This is a genomic window from Terrisporobacter glycolicus ATCC 14880 = DSM 1288 (assembly GCF_036812735.1).
GTDB lineage: Bacteria > Bacillota > Clostridia > Peptostreptococcales > Peptostreptococcaceae > Terrisporobacter > Terrisporobacter glycolicus.
The window spans coordinates 2,813,462-2,837,013 of sequence record NZ_CP117523.1 but is presented as its reverse complement, the minus strand read 5'-3'; the positions used below and the strand labels follow the sequence as shown (position 1 = coordinate 2,837,013).

Genomic DNA, 23,552 nt, shown 5'->3' with positions numbered 1-23,552 from the left:
TTTAAACTTCTAATAAGAACTTATTATATAACAGAGTATATATAGTTGCAATTTAAAAAATATAAATAAGTTAAAACCTTTTATGAAATATAAAGGTCTAATAAATAAAGAGTAAAATAATAGTGGGGTAATTAAAAAATTAATTTATGAGGGGAGAATGGTGATAATGATTAGAAATAAAAAATTAAGTATGTTAGTATTTATTATCATGATGATTATGGCAGTATTTGTACTGAGTGGTTGTAGCAACAAGGATGAAATAAAAAATACTGTAAACAGCTATAATAAGTTGTTAAATGAAAAAAATTACGGTGAATTATACGAAAGTTTAACAACAGATTCTAAAAACTACATAAAAGAAGAGTTTGGTGGAAAAGAAGAATTTGTAAAAAAATACTCAGCAATTTATTCAGCTATGAATGTAAGTAACATAAAAGTAGATGTGGGAGATATTAAAAATAAATTAGAAATACCTATTACTGTTTCTATGAATACTATTGGAGGAAAATTAAAATATGATGATGCAACAATTAAGCTAAAAAAAGAAGATAATAAATATAAGATAAGTTGGGATGAAGGTTTAATTTTACCTGACATGGTTAAAGGAGATAAGATAAAAGTTGAAATAATTAAGGGAAATAGAGGAAAAATACTAGATAGAGATGGAAACTTGCTAGCATACAATGGAGAAGCAAATTATGTGAACATAGACAGTAAGGCATTTAAAAAAGAGAGTATAAAAGATTTAGCTAAAATACTTGATATAAGTGAAGAATACATAGAAAAGAAAATTGAAAGTAACGCTAATACAGAGTATGCTACAAACATTGTAATTCTTTCAAAATATGAAAATGATAAGCTAGATAAAGTTTCGAAAATAAAAGGAATAACTATACAACAGTTAACATCTAGAGTTTATGTAAAAGGTGAGGCTTTTGGAAGTCTGTTAGGATATGTAGGTAATATAACATCAGAAGAGTTGGAGAAAAAATCTGATAAAAACTACACAAGTAGTAGTCAAATAGGTAAAAATGGATTGGAACAAGTTTATGAAGATAAATTAAGAGCGACAGACGGAGCTCATATATATATTGAAAGAGAAGGCAGTAATGTAACCGTAGCTAAGACAAAAGTCAGTGATGGAGAAGATATAAAGTTAGCAATAGATTCAAAGCTACAAAAAGAAATATATGATCAAATGGAAAAAGAAAAAGGAGCATCCATAGCTATGAACTCAACTAATGGGGAAGTGTTGGCAATGGTTAGCTCACCTTCTTATGACTCTAACACTATGGTAACTTACAAAACTAAGGAGATAGCAAAAGAATGGGAAGAAAATAATAATGCATGTTTTGATAATAGAGCAAACGATTTATACTCACCAGGTTCTACTATGAAACTTATAACAGCATCTATAGGATTGGAAAATAAAATAATAAATCCAAATGAAAAGATGAAAATAGAAGGACTAAATTGGCAAAAATCATCTTCGTGGGGAAATTATAAAGTTACTAGAGTAAAAGATATAAGTTCTGTAAATTTATATGATGCGGTTATAAACTCTGACAATATTTATTTTGCAGATAAGGCTATTAAAGTAGGTAGTGAGAATTTTATAGAGGGAGCTAAGAAGTTTGGCTTAGGGTTAGATATGAACTTTGAATACCCTATGGCGAAATCTCAAATCTCAAATAGTGGTACAATAAAAAATCAAATTTTACTTGGAGATACAGGTTACGGACAAGGAGAAGTTCTAACAACTCCTTTGCAAATAACTATGGCGTATTCAGCTTTAGCAAATGAAGGTGAGATTATGACTCCAAGACTTGTGATAAGCGAAAATAAGGAAGAAAAAGTATATAATAGAGCTATAAGAAAAGAAGATTTAAAAGAATTACAAAAGGACTTTTCTGGTGTTATAGATGATGATAGTGGAAGTGGACATTTATGTAAAATAGATGGAGTTAACTTGGCAGGTAAAACGGGAACAGCAGAAATAAAATCAACTAAGGAAGATAAGAGTGGAAATGAAAATAGTTGGTTTGTTGCAGTTGATTTAGATGACTCTAAGTTAGCTATCTCAATGGTTATGGAAGATATGAAAGACAAATCAACATCAAAATATTTAGTACCTAAAGTGAAAAATATAATGAAAAGACATCTTTTAGATGATAAATAATAAAGAAGGTCAACTTTTATAAGTTGACCTTTTATTTTAAAGTCGAAATTCCTCATTGTCATGATTTATTTCTAATATTTTATCTTTATAATTTAAAGCATGATTAGAAGTTTTAAATGTTTTAACTAAAGAGTAGTTGTTCCAAAAATGCATAGGAAATGCTATTTTAGTATTAGTATTTTTCATAAAATAATCAAAACCTAAATAATATTGATTTCCTTGTCGAGAATCCAAAGGTAAAAAAGCTACATCTATGTTTATTTCTTTTATCTTATCTATAGAATTCTTAAATAAATTTTCAGCATGAGCATTTTCTTCAGGAGAGTTTTCTCCTTCCCAGTGCCACCAGTTTAAATCTCCCCCATGATAAATTCTTTTGTTTTCGATTTTTACAATAAATGCCACACCTAAGTCGCTAGATTGTAGAGTTTCTATTTCTAAATTATCAATTACTATTTTTTCATTTGAATCTATAAGTCTTATATTTTTAGATTTTGTAGTATTTATATCCTTTGATAATATATAAGTTACGTCAGGATGTACTTTTTTTAGTTCAAAAATACTATCATTAAAATGGTCGTGATGAGAATGACTAGCAAATACATACAGCTTTTTATCATTATTAAATTCTGGAAGATTTCCTTGGAAATAGTCGAAAAGCAATATGCAATTCTTAAGTTCTACAACAAAGCTACTATGATGAATATATGTTATTTTCATATCAAAACCCTTTCTTATTAATTATTTTATATATTATGTAAATTATAATTTTATTATATATGAAGTACAATATATAATTTGAAAAATTTATAAAACTCCATAAGTTCTACATATTTGTTTAATATAATAAAAACAAATGAAAGTAAAGGATGTGATTTATATGGACGGTGATCCTAGTTTGAAAAATAATAAAAAAGAAGAAGAGTTCATATTTATCACAATTTTTTTATAGATAATATGAACTCTTTGTTATGGAGGGATTATTATGGTAGAAGTAGTAAGTAATTTAATTAAAAAAAGAAAAATTTTAGAGTTGAGCGAATACTTTGCTGACCTAAATTCAGTAGATATAGCAAAGGATATGGTAAATTTAAGAAATGAGGAAATAGTATTAGCTTTTAGAATACTGCCAAAAGATATAGCGGTTGAAGTATTTTCATATTTAGAATTGGATATGCAAGAATATATAATACAGTCTATAACAGATAGTGAATTAAAAGATATTGTTGATAAATTATTTTTAGATGATACAGTGGATATTATAGAAGAACTACCTTCACATATGGTAAAAAAAGTATTAAAAAATACTTCAAAAGAAAAAAGAGAACTTATAAATCAGTTATTAAAATATGATGAAAATACAGCAGGCTCCATTATGACTATAGAATTTTTAGACTTAAAAGAAAGCATGACAGTCAAAGACGCTATAAAACATATTAGACGTGATACTTTAAACAAAGAAGATGTGGATACTTGTTTTATAATTGATAACAATAGAAAGTTAAAAGGAACACTACATTTAAAAGAACTAATATTAAATAATGAAAAGACTTTTATAGAAAACATAATGGACAGAAATGTTATAAGCACAAATACAATGGCAGATCAAGAGATTGTAGCTTCAGAGTTTAAGAAATACGACTTAACATGTATGCCTGTGGTGGACAAAGAAGATAGATTAGTTGGTATTATAACAGTAGATGATATTATGGATATAGTAGATAAAGAAAATACAGAGGATTTTCAAAAGATGGCAGCTATAAAGCCAAATGAAGAGTCTTATTTAAAAACTCCAGTAATAGACTTGGCAAAAGATAGAGTTATATGGCTATTAGTGCTAATGATATCTGCCACATTTACTGGTTCCATAATAAAGAAGTTTGATGATGTTTTGCAATCAGTAGTAATTCTTGCTGCATTTATTCCTATGTTGATGGATACAGGTGGTAATGCAGGTTCACAATCTTCAACTTTAGTAATAAGAGGATTAGCTCTTGGAGATATTGAGTTGAAAGATTATTTAAAAGTAATGTTGAAAGAATTTAGGGTAAGTTTAATAGTTGCAACTGTTTTAGCAAGTGTGAACTTTCTTAGAATATATTTTTTAGAAAAAACGGATTTATTTATATCTTTAACAGTATGTTTAAGTTTATTTTGTACAGTTATAATTGCTAAAGTAGTAGGAGGTTTATTACCTATAATAGCTAAAAAACTAAAATTTGATCCAGCAATTATGGCTAGTCCATTAATTACTACAATTGTAGACACTTTTGCACTTATGGTATACTTTACTTTAGCTAAATTATTACTTAGAATATAAAAATGCAATAAAAGGCCTGTTATAACAGGTCTTTTATAATATAAAAAAGAATTAAAAGAAATACTAGAATATATAAATTTTATAGGAGATATTACATGATTAAAATATTAGTAGTAGATGACGAACCAAAAATTTGTGAGTTTGTAAAAGCCTATTTGGATAGAGAAGGATATAAAGTTACAGTTGCTTATAATGGAAAAAGTGCAATTGAAAACTTTGAAGATGTTAATTATGACTTGGTTATTTTGGATAGAATGTTACCAGATATAAGTGGAGAAGAAATATGTAAGCGTATTAGAAAAAAATCCGAAACGCCTATAATAATGCTTACAGCTAAAATTGAAGACGAAGATAGAATAGAAGGATTTACCTTGGGTTGTGATGACTACTTATGTAAACCATTTAATGTGAGAGAGTTAGTACTTAGAGTAAAAGCTATTTTAAAAAGAAATAATAAATTAATTGATAATAATATTATAAAATTTGGGAATGAAATTGAAATAAATATTTTGTCCTATGAAGTTAGAATAAGAAATAAACTAGTTTCACTTACTAACACAGAATATAAAATATTATTAATGCTAATTTCAAATCCACAAAAAGTATTTACAAGAGTTGAGATATTAGAGCAACTAGAAGAAGGATATTATGAAAAAGATGATCGTGCTATTGATAGCCATATAAAAAACCTAAGACAAAAAATAGAAGAAAACCCTAAAAACTGTAAAATAATACAAACAGTTTATGGAATTGGATATAAATTTGGACTTAAAAAATAAAAGTATATCCCTTAGGAATATAATAACAATATCTTTCTTAACAATAATAGCATTAACAATATTATCAATAACAATATTTGTAACAAAAGCTTTTGAATCAGAGTTTGGAAAATATGTGGATGATAGCAATAAGTCAGAGGTAAACCACTTAATAAATTTTGATTTAAATAATATATATAAAGATAAAACATGGAATACACATTTAATAAAAAGGTTGGCAGAAGATTCCATAGAAAAAGGCGTAGTATTGGAAGTTTATGATAAAAACAACCAGTTAATATATGGAATACTAGAAGATGAAAAAAGTGAGTCAAATGAAATATTAAATAACATAAGAAAAAATATGGAAAGTATAGAGGAAAACTGGACACCTAAATTAGAAGAATACAAAGTTGCCATATATAATGAAAATAATAATAAAGTAGGTTATGCACAAATTTCATACTATGAGTCATTGTATTACATGGAAAATGATATTATGTTTTTGAATATAATAAATAGTTTTATGAAAGTAATAAGTCTTATATCCATAGGAAGTGCACTACTAATTTCCTTAATTATATCAAAGTCAATTTCAAGTTCTATAGAAAATGTATCTTATAAAGCTAAAAATATGAGCGATGGGAAATACAATGATAAAGTAGAATATAATAGCAAGATAAAAGAAGTAAAAGAATTGATTCAATCAATTAATAAATTATCTTACAAGCTAAATGAACAAGAACTGCTTAGAAAAAGAATAACAACAGATGTAGCTCATGAGTTGAGAACACCTTTAACAAATATTCAAGGCCATTTAGACTGTATGATAGATGGTATATGGGAAGCTACACCAGAGAGGCTTAATAGTATAAGAGAAGAAACACTAAGACTTAGTAACTTAGTAGGACAGCTTAGATTATTGTCAAAATACGATAGGGAAAACAACCTTGTGAATAAGATCCAAGTTAATTTAAAAGAATTTATACAACATTTCATTTACAACTATGAAGGAGACGCTTTGTCAAAAAATATTAATATAACCTATGATTTGAAAGAAATATATATAAATATTGATAAAGAACAGTTTTCGCAAGTGTTATCAAACTTATTATCTAATGCTATTAAATATACAAATGTTCGTGGTGAAATATATATAAAAGCATATGAAGATGATGATAATGTTGTTATATCTATTGAAGACAATGGGATTGGAATTCCACAAAATGATATTAAATTTATTTTTGAAAGATTTTACAGAGTGGATAAATCAAGGGATAAAGAAACTGGAGGTATAGGAATAGGTTTATCAATAGTAAAAAGCATAGTTGATGCTCATAATGGACAAATATATGTAAAGAGTGAAATGAACAAAGGTACAGAGTTTATAATAACATTACCTAAATAATAAAATTAAGAAAAAGAGTATTTATGAATTTATACAAAAATAATTTATGAGTACTCTTTTTATATTATTACTAGAATATCATATTAAGCTACCTTATTATATTTTTTAACTTATTGTATAATAATTATAAATGATGAAAAAATTGGAGGTTATTATGATAAAGATTCTTATGGTAGAGGACGACTCTACAATAGCTTTTGGAGTGAAATATGCTCTAGAACAAGAAGGTTTTAAAATAGATATATGCAAAGATTTAGAAAGTGCCAGACTTAAGATAAACGAAAAATCTTATGACATAATTCTTTTAGACGTAATGTTGCCAGATGGTAATGGTTATGATTTTTGTAAAGAAATAAGAGAAATAAAAGATATACCTATAATATTTTTAACAGCATGTGATGACGAGGTGAATATAGTTATGGGACTTGATATTGGAGGAGATGATTATATGACAAAGCCTTTTAGAGTAAGAGAGCTTATATCTAGAATAAAGGCAGTAATTAGGAGAAATCAAGGAGAAGATAAGGGTAAGAAAATTTTAAAATATGGAGACCTGAGTATTCATACTTTAGAAGCAAGGGTTTATAAAGGTAGTGAAGAAGTATTTTTAACTTCTGCTGAGTATAAGTTATTATTAATTTTAATTCAAAATGAAAATATAATTTTAAGCAGAAATCAAATATTAGAGAAATTATGGGATGTAACTTATGACTTTATCAATGATAACACTTTAACTGTTTATATAAAACGCCTTAGGGAAAAAATTGAAGATGATTCAAGTAATCCAAAGTTAATAATTACAGTTAGAGGTATGGGATACAAGTGGAGTGGAAGTGAAGTTAATGATTAGATACAATGTGGAGATGAAAAGTTTTATAAGGCGATTTAGTGTTTTATTTCTTGTTGCTATTGTTATGTGCGGTGGCGTAACATTAATTAATTTAAAAATCATAAAAGAAAAAGTAGTTGAAAATAATCAAGCAATTATAGGAAATATTTTATCTAAAAAACCTGAGTTGGAAGAAGATATTATAGATATAGTTACGCAAGGAAATTCTAAAGACAATGTAGAACTAGGTAAAGAAGTACTAAGCAAATATAATTATAATAGTAATATAAGTTTGAAAAATGAACCTATTATAAATGAAAGTATAAGATACATTTTTAATATTAATTGGGTATTTTTATGTATTATCTTAATTTTATTTATTATTCTAGCTTTAAGCTATTTTAAAAAAATTTATGAAGATATAAAAGACATGACAGATTATGTTTATAATTGCTCTGAAGGTCGAAGATTTGAAATGAAAAATAGAAATCAAGATGGTCAAATAGGTCTTTTAAAAACGGAATTAATAAAAATGACTAATATATTAAAAGAAAAAGTAGAGCTTTTAAATAATGAAAAAATATTTTTAAATAACACTATTTCGGATATATCTCATCAGTTAAAGACACCTATGACATCGTTAGTAATCTTAAATGATTTAATGTATGAAGATTTACCAAAAGAAACAAAAATAGAATTTTTAGATAAAATAAAATCTCAACTAAATCGAATGGAATGGCTAGTAAAAAGCATGTTAAAACTTTCAAAAGTTGAAGCCAAAGTAATAGACTTTGAGAAAAAAGAAGTTAGAATCAATGAATTAATTAAAAGATCAGTTGCTCCAAGTTTAATTCCTATGGAAATTAAAAACATAGAACTAAGTATCAGCGGAGATGAAAACACAAGTTATATTGGTGATATAAATTGGTCTAGTGAAGCTTTTGTAAACATAATAAAAAATTGTATAGAACATACTCCAAAAGGAGGAAAAATAAATATTAGGTATGATCAAAACCCTCTATACTGTGAAATTGTAATAAAAGATAGCGGAGAAGGAATAGACAAAAAAGACTTGCCTCATATTTTCAAAAGATTTTATAAAGGAAAAACTTCAAAGGAAGATAGTGTGGGTATAGGTCTTGCCATGTCTAAGTCTATTATAGAAAGTCAAAATGGGGATATTTACGTAAACAGTGAAAAAAATGAAGGAACTGAGTTTCATATAATTTTTCATAAAGCTTATGATGACTAATTTGTAATTTTACATTCACCTAGATGTAAGTATAAAAACCTACAATGAAAATATAAATTAAAACTTACAAAAGTTAGTGAAAAATTATGGAGGGTAATATGGAAATTTTAAAAATTGAAAATTTGTGCAAGACCTATGGTAAAAATGAAGCTAAAGTAGATGCTTTAAAAAATATAAACTTATCAATAAATAAAGGTGAGTTTGTTGCCATAGTTGGTCCTAGTGGAAGTGGTAAAAGTACTTTATTACATCTAATAGGAGGTGTGGACAAGCCAAGTGAAGGCAATGTTTATATAAATGATGTAGATATATACAATTTAAAAGAAAAAGATTTATCCATATTTAGAAGAAGAAATGTGGGGCTAATATACCAGTTTTATAACTTGATACCAGTACTTTCTGTTAAAGAAAATATACTTCTTCCAGCAGAACTAGATAATAGAAAAATAGAAAAAGAGTATCTAGAGGATTTATTAAAAACTTTAGGGTTAAAAGAAAGGGAACATCATCTCCCTAATGAGCTAAGTGGTGGTCAACAGCAAAGAACTTCCATAGGTAGGGCTTTGGTAAATAGACCTGCCATAGTTTTAGCAGATGAGCCAACAGGAAATTTAGATAGTAAAAACTCAAAAGAAGTTATAGAGTTATTAAAGTTATCAGTAAAAAAATATAAACAAACATTAGTTATGATAACTCACGACCCTAATATAGCTCTTCAAGCAGATAGAGTTATAACTATAGAAGACGGAACAATAAAAAGTGATGAGGTGATATAAATGAATTTATATACATCTCTTACATTTAGATATTTGAAAGAAAATAAAAAAAGAACAATTGTTACAATTATAGGAATTATATTATCTACTGCATTAATTTGTGGTATAGGAAATATTTATAACAGTTTTATGGATTATCAAGTTAGAAAAACTGTGGAAAGAGATGGAGATTTCCATGCCACATTTTATGATATACAAAAGAATGATTTAAGTAAAATAACTAAAAGTGCAGGAATTTCTAAATATGCTTATAGTGAAAACTTAGATTTTGGAAAGTATAGCGATGAAAATGATTTATTAGGCTTAAAGTCTTACGATAAAGGTGCTTTTGATGGATTTCAAATATCTTTGAAAGAAGGTAAGATGCCAACAAATAATAAAGAAATAGTAATTAGTGAAGATTCAAGAATACTTAGAGAAAAGAAAATTGGAGATACAATTACTCTTAACGTGGGAAAAAGAGTAACTAAAGATGGTGAGAATTTAACAGGTTATTGGGTAAGTGATGACGAAAAACTTGTTGATACTAGAAAAGAAGAGTACAAAATTGTAGGTATAATAAATAAACCTGGATTTGAAGTAGGAAAACAAGTAACAACAGGTATAACTTATTTGGATATAAATAATATTACAAGTAAAAATGGGATTAATGTATCGATTAGAGCCAACAACCCAAAAGAAATTTATGATATAGCTCCAATTATTGCTAAGAATTTAGGTTTAAAAGTTAAAAATGTAAATGGAGAAGAAGATTCTTCTTATTATAATAATGAAAGTGGAGTATATTACGAAAATTTAAGCTTTAATGAACATTTATTAAGATTACAAAGTGCCAGTGCTTATGACAATATTAATGGATCTATTGATAAGATTATAATATTAGTTACATCTTTAGTAATTATTTGTACTATAGCAACAGTGTATAATGCATTTTCCATATCTATTAGTGAACGTAAGAAACAATTTGGAATATTAAATTCCATAGGAGCTACAAAAATACAAACTACAAAACTTGTATTAACAGAAGCTTTTATAGTGAGTATTATAGGTATACCTATAGGATTATTGGCAGGGACCTTTGCTATAGATATGGTATTTAAAATAATAGGAAAATTTTATGGAAGTTCTATGATAGGAGATCTAGGGCTAAGGGTGGTATATAGTCCAACTGTTATTATATTAAGTGCAGTAATAGTAATAATAACAATATTAATATCAGCCATATTGCCAGCAAGACAAGCATCAAAAATATCACCACTTGAAGCTATAAAAAATAGTAGTAATTTAAAAATAGGAAAAGTAAAGGATTCAAAAATAGTAAGAAATTTATTTAAAGCAGAAGGAGTCCTTGCGTATAAAAACTTAAGAAGAAATAAAAAGAAATTTAGGATAACTTTATTTTCTCTTATTATAAGTGTGGTTATATTTATATCTTTTAGTGGGTTTATGACTTTATTTATTAATGCTAATAAAATACAGTTTGGACAAGTAAATTATGATTTGTATTTATCTTCAAATAGAACTATGGATAAAAATTCATTAGAAGAATTAAAAAGTATAGATGGTGTTGAAAGAATTGCTGCAGCTAATGATTATGGAATGGGTATTTATGTACCCAAAAATAAAATTAGTAAAGATAGTAAAGATATAATAGATGAGTATTTTACAACAGAAAAATTAAATAATAAAACTGTATATAATATGCAAAATTGTATGACAAAGATGCCTGGGGATTTTGAAATTAGTAAAATAAATCTTGAAGAAGGTAGTTTTGATAAGAAAGAGGCGATAAAAGAAAAAGGAGTAATACTTGTAAGAAAAAGTTACTTCGAAGAGCCTGGTAAAAAGTATGAATTAAACTTAACAGATTATAAAGTTGGAGATACTGTTACAGGTTATACTTCAGAATATGATGAAGATAAGGAAATAAAAAAAGAAATTAATTTCAAAATTATGGCTATAACTGATGATATACCAATAGGTAGTGCATCATATAATTATATGGGATTAGATTTTATAACATATGAAGAAGTAGGAGAAAAACTTGGATTTACCCCAAGTAGTAATAGTATGTATATCTCTACAAATAAAGAAGAAAGTACACGAAATGCAGTAAAAGATATTGCAAACAAATATGGATATGATGTAACTGATAAAATGGAAGAAGTAAAAGAAATGGAAGATACACTTATAGTAATGCAAATCTTTGTATATGGATTTGTTACAGTAATTTCTTTAGTAAGTATAACTAATATAGTAAATACAATTAGCACAAATATAAATTTAAGAAAACGAGAATTGTCTATAATTAAATCCATAGGAGTTACACCTGGAGGTTTTAACAAGATGATATACTTAGAGAGCTTACTGTATGGTGCATTAGCTCTTATTTATGGTATTCCTTTAGGAATAGGTCTAGTTATGCTTATGAATGTTATTTTAGGTGATGTTATTCAGCTTGGATTAGTACTTCCATGGAGCGCTATAATTATATCTATCATAGGTATTTTTGTAATTACATTTATTTCATCATATATACCTATGAAGAAAATAAATAAAGAAAATATAATTGAAAATATCAGACAAGAAAGTATATAATTTTTTACTTACTAGAAAAGTGGGGATTTGAAATGAAGAACAAAACAATCAAAATATTATTAATTACATCATTTGTATTTTATACAGGATTTCTATTATGGAATATTCTTTTCAAATATGTGTCACCTATTGAAGTATTTAGTAGCGAAAGATATTGTTCACGTACAATAAGTCTAATACCTTTTAATGATATAATTCAAGGAAATTATAATAAATTAGATTTATTTGGAAATATAATACTATTTATACCCTTAGGTATTTATATAAGTATATTTTTAAATAATAAAACCATTAAAAATATATTAAGCATACTAATAATAAGCCTTGTATTTGAATCTTGCCAATATATATTTGGGATAGGGGCCACAGATATTACAGATGTAATTACTAATACTATTGGTGGAGTAATAGGTATATATTTTTACAAAATGTTTGTTATGTCATTCAAAGATGAAGAAAAGGTAAAAAAAATAATTGCTATTTGTAGTTTTATAATGATGTTAATAGTATCATTGTTACTGATAGGAATAATAATAGCAAATTAAATAGAACATTAAAAATAGATAGCTAGTAATAGCTATCTATTTTTTTATTTAAAAGGATTTTCAACTATATTTATTAAATCTGATGTTTTGACTTGTTTAGCAGTATTTTCATAAGATTTTTTTACTTTATTTTCTGGCAAATTAGCTATTTTATCTAAATCTGATTTATTTGCAATAGGTACTATTTCATAAACATACTTAGCAGTTTTATTATTGTAATATTTACTTAGCCAAGTAGGTATACAAGTAACTTTATCAACCTTTGCTTTTTCATCATTATTTTTACTAATATTTATATTTATCATTAAGCCATCTTCTGTATATTGATTAAACTGATCTCTGCTTTGGTTAGATAAGAAGTTTCCAAGAGAGTAAGCAACTACAGTTTCATGTTTATTATCACTAGACTTTATAGTTGTTACAGGTTGTACAACATGAGGGTGAGAACCTATTACAACATCTACACCAGCATCACAAAGTTTTTGAGCAAGCTCTTTTTGGAAAGTATTCTCTTTAAGAGAATATTTATCTCCCCAGTGTAAATACACTACTTGTAAATCAGTATCATTCATCTTTTTAAGAGTGTAGTTTATATTGTTAAATGCTTTATCTACACTTGTAGAATCAAAAATATTAACACTATTTTTGTATTCATCAGATATTTTAACATCATTTAAATATTTGTTATCATCAATAATTCTTCCGTAAGAATAAGAAGTAACTCCTACATTAATACCATTGATTTTTTTTACTATAAATCTTTCGTCACTGTTTTTTCTAGTTCCAACTACATCGAGTTTTTTATCTTTTAAAGTAGCAAGAGTATTTTTAATACTTAAATACCCCTTATCATGAGCATGATTGTTTGCTGTTGAAATTAAATCAAAACCAGCATATTTTAAACCATCAGCAAGCTCATCTGGTGAATTAAATTTTGGAGACGAGCTATATCTATAAACTTTATTGCCAGTTAATGTTGTTTCTAAATTAACCATGGAATAATCAGCTTCTTCAACATATTTTTTTATATGCTCAAAGTTATTATTGAAGTTATATTTTGCATTGGATACATCGTACTGTGCAGTTAATTGAGCGTTATATACCATAGTATCACCTACAGCTAATAAATAGGCTTTATTAACGTTTTCTTTTTTAGGTGTAAATATGGATGCTTCTTGTGATTTATTTTTAGAGAAAATGGATGTTTTGTTAATAGTAACAAAGGAAAAAGTACCCATAATTAATATACTTAAGCAAAAACAAATAAAAAATTTCTTAGTATTACGATTATTATAGTTATACATTTTTTGCCCCCCTTTCTTAAAAATATAAAATATTCATATAACTTTATATTATCTATATGTTAGTACATTTTCAATGAAAAGTTTTATTTTGTATATTTAAGAGTTTTTTTGGAAATAATTAAATTAAACAAAATACAATAATATATAAAAATAAAAGGAGAAACTATAATTAGTTTCTTTTTTTATATATTTAAAAGGAGACATTATGAAAAAATTTACTTTAACTTTAATGATAATAAGTAGTATTTTAATGGTAGGTTTTAATAGTGAATATAAAGAAGTTAATAATAATAAACCAAATGAAAAATTAGAAAAAATTATAATGAACAATGATAATATTACAGATGATAACAACGACAGATACATATATTTTCATGAGGATTTAAATGATGATAAGAAAGATGAAATAATAGTATTTCTATGGGGAGACAACTATAGTGGTACAGGGGGAGGAACATTAATGATATTCAATAATAAATATGATTTAATTTCAAGAAGCACAGTAGTTAATATGCCTATAATAATAAGCAAAAATAAAACTAATGGATATAAAGATATAATGGTAAAAGTAGAAGGTGGAGGGATTTACAAAGGATTTTACTCTTTACTTAAATACGAAAATAAAAAATATCCGCTAAACGCAAGCATGCAAGAAAAAGTTAACTTAGATAAGAATAATATTAAGAGAATTATAAATATGAATATAACACCAGAAAGTGGATTTAAATTGAATTAAAATAAATCCAAGTCTTAAAAATAAGACTTGGATTTACTTATAAGCAGATAGTTTACTTATAAGCAGATAGTTTACTTAAAAGGACTGTCTACTACCGTAACTATATCAGAATCATCTATTAAAGATGCTGTATTATTATATGATTGTTTTACATTATATTTATTTAAAGAAGTAATTGAGTTTAAATCACGTTCATCTTCTATTGGAATAATTTCATATACATTTTTATAACCATTATTATACTTATTTACCCAAGTAGGTATACAAGTGACCTTTTTTACTTTAGCTTCTTCTTCATTGATTTTTTTACTTATATCAATATTAACCATCAATCCATCTTCACTGTATGAGCCCACAGTTTCTCTTCTTTGATTAGAAATATAATTTCCTAAGGAGTAAATTACAAGTGTTTCGTTTTTCCCATTTGTTGATGTAATTGTTTCTACAGGTTCAACTACATGAGGATGAGAACCTATTATAATATCAACACCATCATCACAAAGCTTTTGAGCCAACTGTTTTTGAAAGCTTGTTTCCTTTCTTGCATATTCTATACCCCAATGTAAAATAACTATCTGTAAATCTGAATCTTTCATTTTGTCTGTTGTAGAAGAAATAGTTTTAAATGCTTTATTTACATTTGAGGAATCAAAAATATTCATTTTATCTTCACATTCTTCCGATATTTTAATCCCATTTAAATATTTATTATTATTTTTTACTTCTCCATAGGAATAGGATGTGATACCTACTTTAATATTATTTATATCTTTTATTATATAGTCATTGTCAGAAGAATTTTCTCTTGTGCCAACCGTATCAAATCCTTTTTCTTTTAATGTTGATAAAGTTCTATTAACTCCTAAATCTCTTTTATCAAAACTATGATTGTTTATTGTTGACAATAAATCAAAACCAGCATTTTTTAGTGCATCAGCTAACTCGTCGGGTGAGTTAAATGTGGGGTAGGAACTATATTGATATACATTATTACCAGCTAAGGTTGTCTCCAAATTAGCCAAGCTATAATCAGCATCTTCGATATATTTTTTGACGTATTTAAAGTTGTTATCAAAGTTATAAGTACCATTGGAATAATCATACTGTGCCTGAAGCTGAGGAGTATGAACCATAACATCTCCAACAGCTAATATGGAAGCCTCGTAAGTCTCAACGTTTTCGTTAAATATAGGAATAGTATTATCTTTCTTGCTTTCTTTTGTATCATTATTTATGCCCTTATAGATGAAAAAAACTCCCATAATACAAATAACAATTATTATAATACAAAATAATTTGTTATTATTTTTTCTTTTCTTTCTAGATTTTCTTCTAGACATTAATTATCCCCCTTTTAATAATTAATTTCACCAATCCCTTCTTAATAATCATATATTTATTGGAATAATTTATCAATTATAAAAAAAGTTGTATATATGATAATTACCTTGACAATAATCACATAATAAAAATAATAAGGTGAAAATATGAATAATATTGAAAAAGGTAAACTAGGTGAAGAAATTGCATTAAAATACATTATTTCAAAAGGCGGGAAAGTAATAGAAAAAAATTACAGAACGAAAATTGGTGAAGTTGATATAATTGCAAAATTAAATGGAGAATTAGTTTTTGTTGAAGTAAAAAGTAGAAGTAATATAAATTATGGATATCCATCAGAGTCAGTGAATTATAAGAAAAAAAGAAAAATAACTAACGTGGCAAAATATTATATTTTAGACAATTCTTTAGAAAATCTATCTATTAGGTTTGATGTAATTGAAATTTATTTTAATGAAAAGAAAATAAATCATATTGTGAATGCTTTTTAAGAAAGGGGAAATATGTTAAGTATAATAAATTCTAATAATTTGATAGGAATAGACAGCTTTTTAGTAAAGGTTGAGACAGATATAAGTAGAGGAATTCCATCATTTAATGTGGTGGGATTACCTGGTACGGAAGTAAGGGAAGCAAGAGAAAGAGTAAAGTCTGCAATAATTAATAGTGGTTATGATTTCCCAAATTCAAGAATAGTAGTTAATTTATCACCAGCAGATATTAAAAAAGAAGGTTCATATTTAGATTTACCTATTTCAATTGGTATATTAAGAAAATATTTAAATAAAGATGATTTTTGTTTAAATGAGTGTGTTTTTGTGGGAGAGTTATCTTTAGATGGGCACTTGAGAAAAGTAAATGGAATACTATCTTTAGTAATTGGAGCTAAAAAAGAAAATTTTAAAAGAATTTTTATACCATATGACAATTTGAGAGAAAGTAACCTTATTGATGGAATAGAAATTATACCTGTAAAAACATTAAGAGAATGTATTGATTATTTTAATGAAAATAAAATTAAACCTTTAAGATATAAAGATTTAGAAGTAGACAATGTAAAATTTAGTTATACAGAAGATTTTAAAGATGTGAAGGGTAATTACTTTGTAAAAAGAGCTGCTGAAATATGTGCTGCAGGAAATCATAATCTTATGATGGTAGGTCCTCCTGGATCAGGTAAAACAATGATAGCAAAACGTATTAGGACTATATTGCCTAAACTAGATAAAGAAGAAATGATTGAAATAAGCAAGATTTATAGTATTGCAGGATTAATTGATGAAGAATATGGAATAATTAAAGAGCGACCTTTCAGATCTCCTCATCATAGCACAACCAAGCAATCTTTAGTAGGAGGCGGTTTTAACTCAAAACCAGGAGAGATTACTTTATCTCATAGAGGAGTATTGTTTTTAGATGAAATAGCAGAGTTTGATAGAAAAATACTAGAATGTTTAAGGCAACCCATGGAAGATAAATATGTGAATATTTCTAGAGTAAGACATAATGTAAAATATCCTTGCAACATGCTAGTTATTGGAGCGATGAATCCTTGCCCATGTGGTTTATATTTATCAAAAACAGAATGTCGTTGCCAAAGTTTTGATATTATTCGATATAGAAATAAATTGTCAGGACCACTTTTAGATAGATTTGATATATTTGTAGAAATGACCCAGATACCTTTTAAAAAACTTAATGAACAATCTTACGAAGAAACTTCTTCAAAAATAAGTGTTAGAGTTGAAAAAGCAAGAGAAATACAAAGACAAAGATTTAAAGATGAATCAATAAGTACAAATAATGAGATGTCTACATCTATGATAGATAAATATTGTAAATTAGATAATAAAACAAAAAATATTTTAGATGAGATTTATAATAAGCATGAGTTAAGTAATAGGAGCTATACAAAATTAATAAAGATTGCAAGAACAATAGCAGATTTAGAAGGAGAAGAAGATATAAACTCAAACCATGTATTAGAGTCCTACTCATTTAGAAAAGCTTATTATACATATTTTAAATCTAGAGTGGAGTGAATTATGAATAAAAGAGATATATATTTATGTATAGAATCCATAAAGGGATTAAGTACTATAACCCTTGGTAAAATAATTGAAGAAGTTGGAAGTGTAGAGGAAATTATAAGCCTTAGTGAAAAAGATATATATAATTTGAAAAATATAAGTTTAAATATTAAAGAAAATCTAGTAAAATATATTAGTCGTTTCAATTTAGATGAAATTAAGGAAAAACTATATAAAAACTCTATTCAGTATATTTGTATAGAAGATGAAGAATATCCAGAAAAACTTAGAAATATTTATAGTCCCCCGTTATTATTATTTTATAAAGGAGATCTGTCCATAATAAATAATAATTTAAATATAGCAATGGTTGGTTCTAGAAAGCCTACTCCCTATGGAATAAATTGTGCACATCGTATTAGTTATGAATTATCTCAGGTAGGGATTAATATAATAAGTGGACTTGCATTAGGAATAGATTCTTGTTGTCATAGCGGATGTATAAAGGGAGAAGGAAAGACTATAGCAGTATTAGCCTCCTCTTTAGATAATATTAGACCATCTACTAATGAAGCTCTTGCTAATGAAATTTTAGAAGATGGAGGATTAATTTTATCTGAGTATAATGTGGGTCATATTACAACTAGAGGTAACTTTCCATGTAGGAATAGAATTATTAGTGGAATAAGTGATGGTATTATTGTTGTAGAGGCAGGAGAAAAAAGTGGCGCTTTAATTACTGCCGACTTAGGATTAGATCAAGGCAAAAATATATTTGCAGTCCCTGGTTATATAGATTCAGATTTAAGCAAAGGTTGTCATAAAATAATTAAAGAGGGTGCAAAACTAATAGAAAATATTGATGATATTTTAAATGAATATAATAATAGTGGTTTTAATAATAATAAAAATAGTATAGAATATGATATTAAGGATTTAAGTAATGAAGCATTGAAGATAATTGAGGTTATAAAAAGGCAAGGTATGTTGCAAATTAATGAAATTTGTGATACTACTGGTATTGATATAAAAAATGTGAATACTATAATAAATGAATTATTACTAAGAGACTTAGTTGTTGAAATGAATAATAAAATGTTTAGCATAAACTAAAATAATTTAAGGGTGGGGGTGTAAAGATGGCGAAAACATTGGTAATTGTGGAATCGCCTGCAAAAGCTAAAACAATAGAAAAATTCTTAGGAAAAAGCCATTATACTGTAAAGGCTTCAGTTGGTCATGTTAGAGATTTACCTAAAAGTACTTTAGGTGTTGATATAGATAATGATTTTGAACCAAGATATATTAATATCAGAGGTAAAGGTGATTTAATTAAAGAATTAAAAAAAGAAGCTAAAAAATCTAAGAAAGTATATCTGGCAACAGACCCCGATAGAGAAGGAGAGGCAATCTCTTGGCATTTATCATATATACTTGGCATTGACGAAAATGATAAATGTAGAATAGAATTTAATGAGATAACAAAAGATGCTATCAAAAAAGCTATAAAAAGTCCTAGGAATATTGATTTAAAACTTGTAGATGCTCAACAAGCGAGAAGGGTATTAGATAGACTTTTAGGATATCAAATAAGTCCAATCCTTTGGGCAAAAGTAAGAAAAGGACTTAGTGCAGGTAGGGTACAGTCAGTAACAACAAAATTAATATGTGAAAAAGAAAGAGAAATCAATGAATTTGTACCTAAAGAATATTGGAATTTAGAAATTGAAGGAAAAACTCAAGATGGAGAAATTGTATTATTTAAATTTGTATCATTTAATAATGAAAAAATGGATTTAAATAATGAAGAAGAAGTAAATAAAATTTTAGATGATATAAAAAATGGAAAATTAATAGTAGAAAAAATTGAATCTAAAACAAGAAGAAAGTCTGCTCCAAAGCCATTTACAACTAGTGTGCTTCAACAAGATGCAGCTAATAAGTTATCTTTTACAACTAAGAAGACAATGATAATAGCTCAAGAGTTATATGAAGGTGTGGATATTGAAGGAGAAGGAACAGTAGGTCTTATATCATACATAAGAACAGATTCAAAGAGAATATCCGAAGAGGCTAAGGAAAAGTCAAAATCATATATCTTAGAAGAATTAGGAGAAAACTACTATAAAGTTAATATTGATAAAAAAGAAACTAAAGAAAAGAAAAAAGTACAAGATGCCCATGAAGCTATTAGGCCAACTTCAGTGCTTAGAACACCAAATAGTGTGAAAGGTTCATTAAGTAAAGATCAATTTAAGCTTTATAATTTGATTTGGAGAAGATTTGTAGCTAGCCAGATGGAAGACTCTGTATTCGATGTACTAAATGTAGATTGCAAAATAGGCAATGCATTATTTAGAGCAACAGGTTCAGTAATGAAATTTGATGGATACACTAAGATTTATAATTTTACAGAAAGAGAAGATAAAATTTTACCTCCAATAAAAGAAAATGATGAGCTAGAAGTTAATCAATTTATGCCTTCTCAACACTTTACTCAGCCACCGGCAAGATTCACTGAGGCTAGTTTAGTTAAAACTTTAGAAGAACTTGGTATAGGTAGACCAAGTACTTACGCTCCTACAATAACAACTATACTAAATAGAGGTTATGTTGAAAAACAAGGAACTAGTTTACATCCAACAGAGTTAGGAATGATAGTAACTGATATTTTAAATATAAACTTCCAAAAATTCATCGATGTTGACTTTACCGTTCAGATGGAGAGTAAACTAGACGAAATAGAAGAAGGCGACATAAGATGGAAAAGTGTTGTTGGTGAGTTCTATGAGCCTTTAAAGGAAGCTATAGAAGAAGCTAACGAAAAAATAGAAAAAATTAATATGGATGAAGAAACTGATGAAATATGTGAACTATGTGGTTCAAATATGGTTATTAAATATGGTAGATTTGGTAAATTTATGGCATGTAAAAACTATCCAGATTGTAAAAATACAAAACCATTGGTTAATAAAGTAGGAGTAAAATGTCCTAAGTGTAAAGAAGGAGACATTATTCTTAGGAAATCTAAAAAAGGTAAAGCTTTTTATGGATGCTCAAGTTACCCAGAATGTGATTTTATAAGCTGGTACAAACCCACAGGAGAAATTTGTAAAGAATGTGGTTCTTACATGATAGAAAAACAAACAAAAAGTGAAACAAAAGAGATATGTTCTAATAAAGAGTGTAAAGCTGAAGGAAGAATTTTGGAATAAAATTATCGAGATGACAGAATATTGGCAAAAATACAAACAATTTATTGTTTAGTGTACATTTTTGTGTTAGAATGAAATAGGTAAAATAAGTAAACGACTATAGAATATTAAATTCTTTAAACTTCGTTAAGGAGATGATTAAATGGCAAGTGAAGTATTAAAAAAGACAAGAAGAATCAACAAAACTCTTCAAACAAGCGGAGGTAGTAGTGTATCATTTGATATATTAGCAGAAACATTAGGGGAAGTATTAGATGCTAATATATATGTGATAAGTGCAAAAGGAAAAGTTATAGGTCTTCATTTAACGGATATTCAAGATAGTTCTGTTATAGAAGATGAAGAAACTAAGTTACAAATTTTCCCTAAAGCTTATACAGATAGAGTTTTAAAAATTGATGAAACACTGGAAAACCTAACAGGAGAGAAAGTATTAGATGTATTTCCAGATGAACAAGGAAGATTAGAAAAATATCATACAATCATTCCTATACTAGGAAGTGGACAAAGACTTGGTACACTAGTAGTATCAAGATATAATGATATATTTACAGATGATGACTTAGTCATATCTGAGTATAGTGCTACAGTAATAGGTATGGAAATTCTAAGGGGCCTAAGTGAAGAAATGGAAGAAGAAATGAGAAAAACTGCAATAGTTCAAATGGCTATAGGCACATTGTCTTACTCAGAATTAGAAGCAGTAGAACATATCTTCAAAGAGTTAGAAGGTAATGAAGGTTTACTTGTTGCAAGTAGAATAGCAGATAGAGTAGGAATAACAAGATCAGTAATTGTAAATGCTCTTAGAAAATTTGAAAGTGCAGGGGTAATTGAGTCTAGATCTTTAGGAATGAAGGGGACTCACATAAAAATTCTTAATGATAAGTTAATACCAGAACTTAAAAAAGTAAGAAGTAATTATTAATAAAAAAAGGTATCTTTATAAGATACCTTTTTTACATATAAAGGAGTGAAAGATGTGCAACCTTTAGCAGATAAATTACGTCCTAAAAGTTTATATGATATGGTGGGACAATCTCATATAATTGGTAAAGGAAAAATTATAAATAAATTATTAGATAATAATACTATTCCAAATATGATATTATATGGTCCACCAGGCACGGGTAAAACAACACTTGCAAATATTGTAGCAAATTGTACAAATAAAAAATATGTAAAGTTAAATGCTGTCAATTGTGGAGTAAAAGAAATAAAAGAAGTAATTGATGTAAATAAACAAGATTTGTTTTCATACAACGGTATACTTTTAATGCTTGATGAAATACAAGCTCTTAATCGTAAGCAGCAACAATCTTTATTAGAAGTAATAGAAGATGGATCGGTGACATTGATAGCTAGTACTGCAGATAATCCATACTTCGTAGTATATAAGGCTATTTTAAGTAGAAGTACAATATTTGAATTTAAGCCTATTGTAAAAAATGATATATTAAAAGGTCTAAATAGAGCTGTGAACAAAATGAAAGGTTTGTATTCATATGAAAGTATTAGTATACAAGAAAAGGCTTTGGAGTATATTGCAGATACTTGTAATGGTGATATGAGAAGTGCTTTAAATAAATTAGAATTAGTATTTAATGTGGGAATAGATATTCTTAATAATTCAGTGAAAGTAACTCTAGATGATGTTATAAATTGCTCTTCTGTAAAAATGCTAAACTATGATAAAGGCGGAGATGACGGATATTCCATATTGTCAGCTTTTCATAAATCATTAAGAGGATCTGATGCCGATGGTGCAATTCATTATTTGGCAAGATTAATAAAAGCAGGCGATCTTCAGTCTATAACAAGAAGATTATTGTGTGTTGCAAGTGAAGATGTTGGATTGGCAGTGCCTCAGGCTATCACTATAACTGAGGCTTGTGTTTCAGCAGCACTTCAATTAGGTTTTCCAGAAGCGCGTATACCTCTTGCGCAAGCAACTATATATTTGGCACAATGTCCAAAATCAAATTCAGTCATAAATGCTATTGATATGGCTTTGTATGACTTGGATAATATTGAAACTGGAGAAATCCCAGATCATTTAAAAGATGCTCACTACGCTGGAGCTAAAAAATTAGGTAGGGGTGTTGAATACAAATATCCACATAACTTTGAAAATCACTATGTAGAGCAACAGTATTTACCAGATGAGATAAAGGATAAAAAATATTATGTGCATGGTAAAAATAAAAATGAAAGTTCTTTCGAAAATTATTGGAAATTAATTAAAAATACATCAAAATAAA

The 23,552-nt window shown here is 27.1% G+C and carries 19 protein-coding genes; 16 read left to right on the top strand and 3 right to left on the bottom strand.

The genetic code is table 11. The features are described 5' to 3' along the window. The first annotated feature begins 166 nt into the window (after positions 1-166). Positions 167-2,179, top strand: a complete 2,013-nt coding sequence (locus TEGL_RS14050; RefSeq protein ID WP_018589696.1) for a penicillin-binding transpeptidase domain-containing protein — start codon at positions 167-169, stop codon at positions 2,177-2,179. 36 nt (positions 2,180-2,215) lie between these two features. Here the strand turns inward: TEGL_RS14050 and TEGL_RS14045 are convergent, their stop codons facing one another. Then, positions 2,216-2,899 carry an MBL fold metallo-hydrolase gene (locus TEGL_RS14045; protein WP_018589695.1) on the bottom strand — a complete coding sequence of 228 codons (684 nt, stop codon included), beginning with the start codon at positions 2,897-2,899 and terminating at the stop codon, positions 2,216-2,218. A 265-nt stretch (positions 2,900-3,164) separates the two neighbouring features. Here TEGL_RS14045 and mgtE point away from each other — a divergent pair, with 265 nt between their 5' ends. The 8 genes from mgtE (at position 3,165) to TEGL_RS14005 (ending at position 12,665) form a co-directional block, all read left to right on the top strand. Continuing rightward, entirely contained in the window at positions 3,165-4,499 is a 1,335-nt protein-coding gene (gene mgtE, locus TEGL_RS14040; RefSeq protein ID WP_018589694.1) for a magnesium transporter, read from the top strand. A gap of 95 nt (positions 4,500-4,594) precedes the next feature. Further along, the gene (locus TEGL_RS14035; protein ID WP_018589693.1) at positions 4,595-5,278 is read left to right on the top strand and encodes a response regulator transcription factor; all 684 of its coding nucleotides are present in this window, start codon (positions 4,595-4,597) and stop codon (positions 5,276-5,278) included. Continuing rightward, positions 5,244-6,665, top strand: a complete 1,422-nt coding sequence (locus TEGL_RS14030) for a HAMP domain-containing sensor histidine kinase (protein ID WP_018589692.1) — start codon at positions 5,244-5,246, stop codon at positions 6,663-6,665. The genes TEGL_RS14035 and TEGL_RS14030 overlap by 35 nt, the downstream gene beginning before the upstream one ends. A gap of 154 nt (positions 6,666-6,819) precedes the next feature. Then, positions 6,820-7,515, top strand: a complete 696-nt coding sequence (locus TEGL_RS14025) for a response regulator transcription factor (RefSeq protein WP_018589691.1) — start codon at positions 6,820-6,822, stop codon at positions 7,513-7,515. Then, positions 7,508-8,746 (top strand): sensor histidine kinase, encoded by a 1,239-nt coding sequence (locus tag TEGL_RS14020; protein ID WP_018589690.1) that lies wholly within the window; start codon positions 7,508-7,510, stop codon positions 8,744-8,746. The genes TEGL_RS14025 and TEGL_RS14020 overlap by 8 nt, the downstream gene beginning before the upstream one ends. A 98-nt stretch (positions 8,747-8,844) precedes the next feature. Then, positions 8,845-9,522: an ABC transporter ATP-binding protein gene (locus tag TEGL_RS14015; RefSeq protein ID WP_018589689.1), complete on the top strand. Its 678-nt coding sequence runs from the start codon at positions 8,845-8,847 to the stop codon at positions 9,520-9,522. Beyond that, a complete protein-coding gene (locus TEGL_RS14010; protein WP_018589688.1) occupies positions 9,523-12,120 on the top strand; it encodes an ABC transporter permease in 2,598 nt (865 codons plus the stop codon). Positions 12,121-12,152: 32 nt separating this feature from the next. Next, a complete protein-coding gene (locus tag TEGL_RS14005) occupies positions 12,153-12,665 on the top strand; it encodes a VanZ family protein (protein WP_018589687.1) in 513 nt (170 codons plus the stop codon). Between the two features lie 44 nt (positions 12,666-12,709). Here the strand turns inward: TEGL_RS14005 and TEGL_RS14000 are convergent, their stop codons facing one another. Then, positions 12,710-13,969 carry a CapA family protein gene (locus tag TEGL_RS14000; RefSeq protein ID WP_018589686.1) on the bottom strand — a complete coding sequence of 420 codons (1,260 nt, stop codon included), beginning with the start codon at positions 13,967-13,969 and terminating at the stop codon, positions 12,710-12,712. Positions 13,970-14,174: 205 nt separating this feature from the next. On the opposite strand from TEGL_RS14000, the gene TEGL_RS13995 reads away from it, so the two are divergent. Further along, a complete protein-coding gene (locus TEGL_RS13995; RefSeq protein WP_018589685.1) occupies positions 14,175-14,705 on the top strand; it encodes a hypothetical protein in 531 nt (176 codons plus the stop codon). Between the two features lie 71 nt (positions 14,706-14,776). Here TEGL_RS13995 and TEGL_RS13990 read toward each other — a convergent pair whose 3' ends face one another. Beyond that, a complete protein-coding gene (locus TEGL_RS13990; protein WP_018589684.1) occupies positions 14,777-16,045 on the bottom strand; it encodes a CapA family protein in 1,269 nt (422 codons plus the stop codon). Between the two features lie 147 nt (positions 16,046-16,192). Between TEGL_RS13990 and TEGL_RS13985 the strand changes: the two genes are divergently transcribed. From TEGL_RS13985 to TEGL_RS13960, 6 genes are all read left to right on the top strand, one after another. Further along, complete coding sequence (locus tag TEGL_RS13985) at positions 16,193-16,537, top strand: YraN family protein (RefSeq protein WP_018589683.1); 345 nt, start codon at positions 16,193-16,195, stop codon at positions 16,535-16,537. Between the two features lie 12 nt (positions 16,538-16,549). After that, positions 16,550-18,088, top strand: a complete 1,539-nt coding sequence (locus TEGL_RS13980; protein WP_018589682.1) for a YifB family Mg chelatase-like AAA ATPase — start codon at positions 16,550-16,552, stop codon at positions 18,086-18,088. A gap of 3 nt (positions 18,089-18,091) precedes the next feature. Then, on the top strand, positions 18,092-19,189 hold the full coding sequence (gene dprA, locus TEGL_RS13975; RefSeq protein WP_018589681.1) for a DNA-processing protein DprA: 1,098 nt from the start codon (positions 18,092-18,094) through the stop codon (positions 19,187-19,189). A 26-nt stretch (positions 19,190-19,215) separates the two neighbouring features. Then, positions 19,216-21,291, top strand: coding sequence for a type I DNA topoisomerase (topA, locus tag TEGL_RS13970; protein WP_018589680.1), 2,076 nt, complete (start codon positions 19,216-19,218; stop codon positions 21,289-21,291). A gap of 142 nt (positions 21,292-21,433) precedes the next feature. Further along, the gene (gene codY, locus TEGL_RS13965; protein ID WP_018589679.1) at positions 21,434-22,219 is read left to right on the top strand and encodes a GTP-sensing pleiotropic transcriptional regulator CodY; all 786 of its coding nucleotides are present in this window, start codon (positions 21,434-21,436) and stop codon (positions 22,217-22,219) included. Positions 22,220-22,273: 54 nt separating this feature from the next. Then, positions 22,274-23,551: a replication-associated recombination protein A gene (locus TEGL_RS13960; RefSeq protein ID WP_018589678.1), complete on the top strand. Its 1,278-nt coding sequence runs from the start codon at positions 22,274-22,276 to the stop codon at positions 23,549-23,551. Position 23,552: the final 1 nt, after the last annotated feature.

Excerpts from the sequence above, each read along its gene's own strand:
- TEGL_RS13985 (WP_018589683.1), top strand. The coding sequence starts at position 16,193 with ATGAATAATATTGAAAAAGGTAAACTAGGTGAAGAAATTGCATTAAAA.
- TEGL_RS14050 (WP_018589696.1), top strand. The coding sequence starts at position 167 with ATGATTAGAAATAAAAAATTAAGTATGTTAGTATTTATTATCATGATG.
- TEGL_RS14035 (WP_018589693.1), top strand. The coding sequence starts at position 4,595 with ATGATTAAAATATTAGTAGTAGATGACGAACCAAAAATTTGTGAGTTT.
- TEGL_RS14045 (WP_018589695.1), bottom strand. The coding sequence starts at position 2,899 with ATGAAAATAACATATATTCATCATAGTAGCTTTGTTGTAGAACTTAAG.
- TEGL_RS13980 (WP_018589682.1), top strand. The coding sequence starts at position 16,550 with ATGTTAAGTATAATAAATTCTAATAATTTGATAGGAATAGACAGCTTT.
- TEGL_RS14015 (WP_018589689.1), top strand. The coding sequence starts at position 8,845 with ATGGAAATTTTAAAAATTGAAAATTTGTGCAAGACCTATGGTAAAAAT.
- mgtE (WP_018589694.1), top strand. The coding sequence starts at position 3,165 with ATGGTAGAAGTAGTAAGTAATTTAATTAAAAAAAGAAAAATTTTAGAG.
- TEGL_RS14005 (WP_018589687.1), top strand. The coding sequence starts at position 12,153 with ATGAAGAACAAAACAATCAAAATATTATTAATTACATCATTTGTATTT.
- TEGL_RS14025 (WP_018589691.1), top strand. The coding sequence starts at position 6,820 with ATGATAAAGATTCTTATGGTAGAGGACGACTCTACAATAGCTTTTGGA.
- codY (WP_018589679.1), top strand. The coding sequence starts at position 21,434 with ATGGCAAGTGAAGTATTAAAAAAGACAAGAAGAATCAACAAAACTCTT.
- dprA (WP_018589681.1), top strand. The coding sequence starts at position 18,092 with ATGAATAAAAGAGATATATATTTATGTATAGAATCCATAAAGGGATTA.
- TEGL_RS14020 (WP_018589690.1), top strand. The coding sequence starts at position 7,508 with ATGATTAGATACAATGTGGAGATGAAAAGTTTTATAAGGCGATTTAGT.
- topA (WP_018589680.1), top strand. The coding sequence starts at position 19,216 with ATGGCGAAAACATTGGTAATTGTGGAATCGCCTGCAAAAGCTAAAACA.
- TEGL_RS14010 (WP_018589688.1), top strand. The coding sequence starts at position 9,523 with ATGAATTTATATACATCTCTTACATTTAGATATTTGAAAGAAAATAAA.
- TEGL_RS14030 (WP_018589692.1), top strand. The coding sequence starts at position 5,244 with ATGGAATTGGATATAAATTTGGACTTAAAAAATAAAAGTATATCCCTT.
- TEGL_RS14000 (WP_018589686.1), bottom strand. The coding sequence starts at position 13,969 with ATGTATAACTATAATAATCGTAATACTAAGAAATTTTTTATTTGTTTT.
- TEGL_RS13990 (WP_018589684.1), bottom strand. The coding sequence starts at position 16,045 with ATGTCTAGAAGAAAATCTAGAAAGAAAAGAAAAAATAATAACAAATTA.
- TEGL_RS13995 (WP_018589685.1), top strand. The coding sequence starts at position 14,175 with ATGAAAAAATTTACTTTAACTTTAATGATAATAAGTAGTATTTTAATG.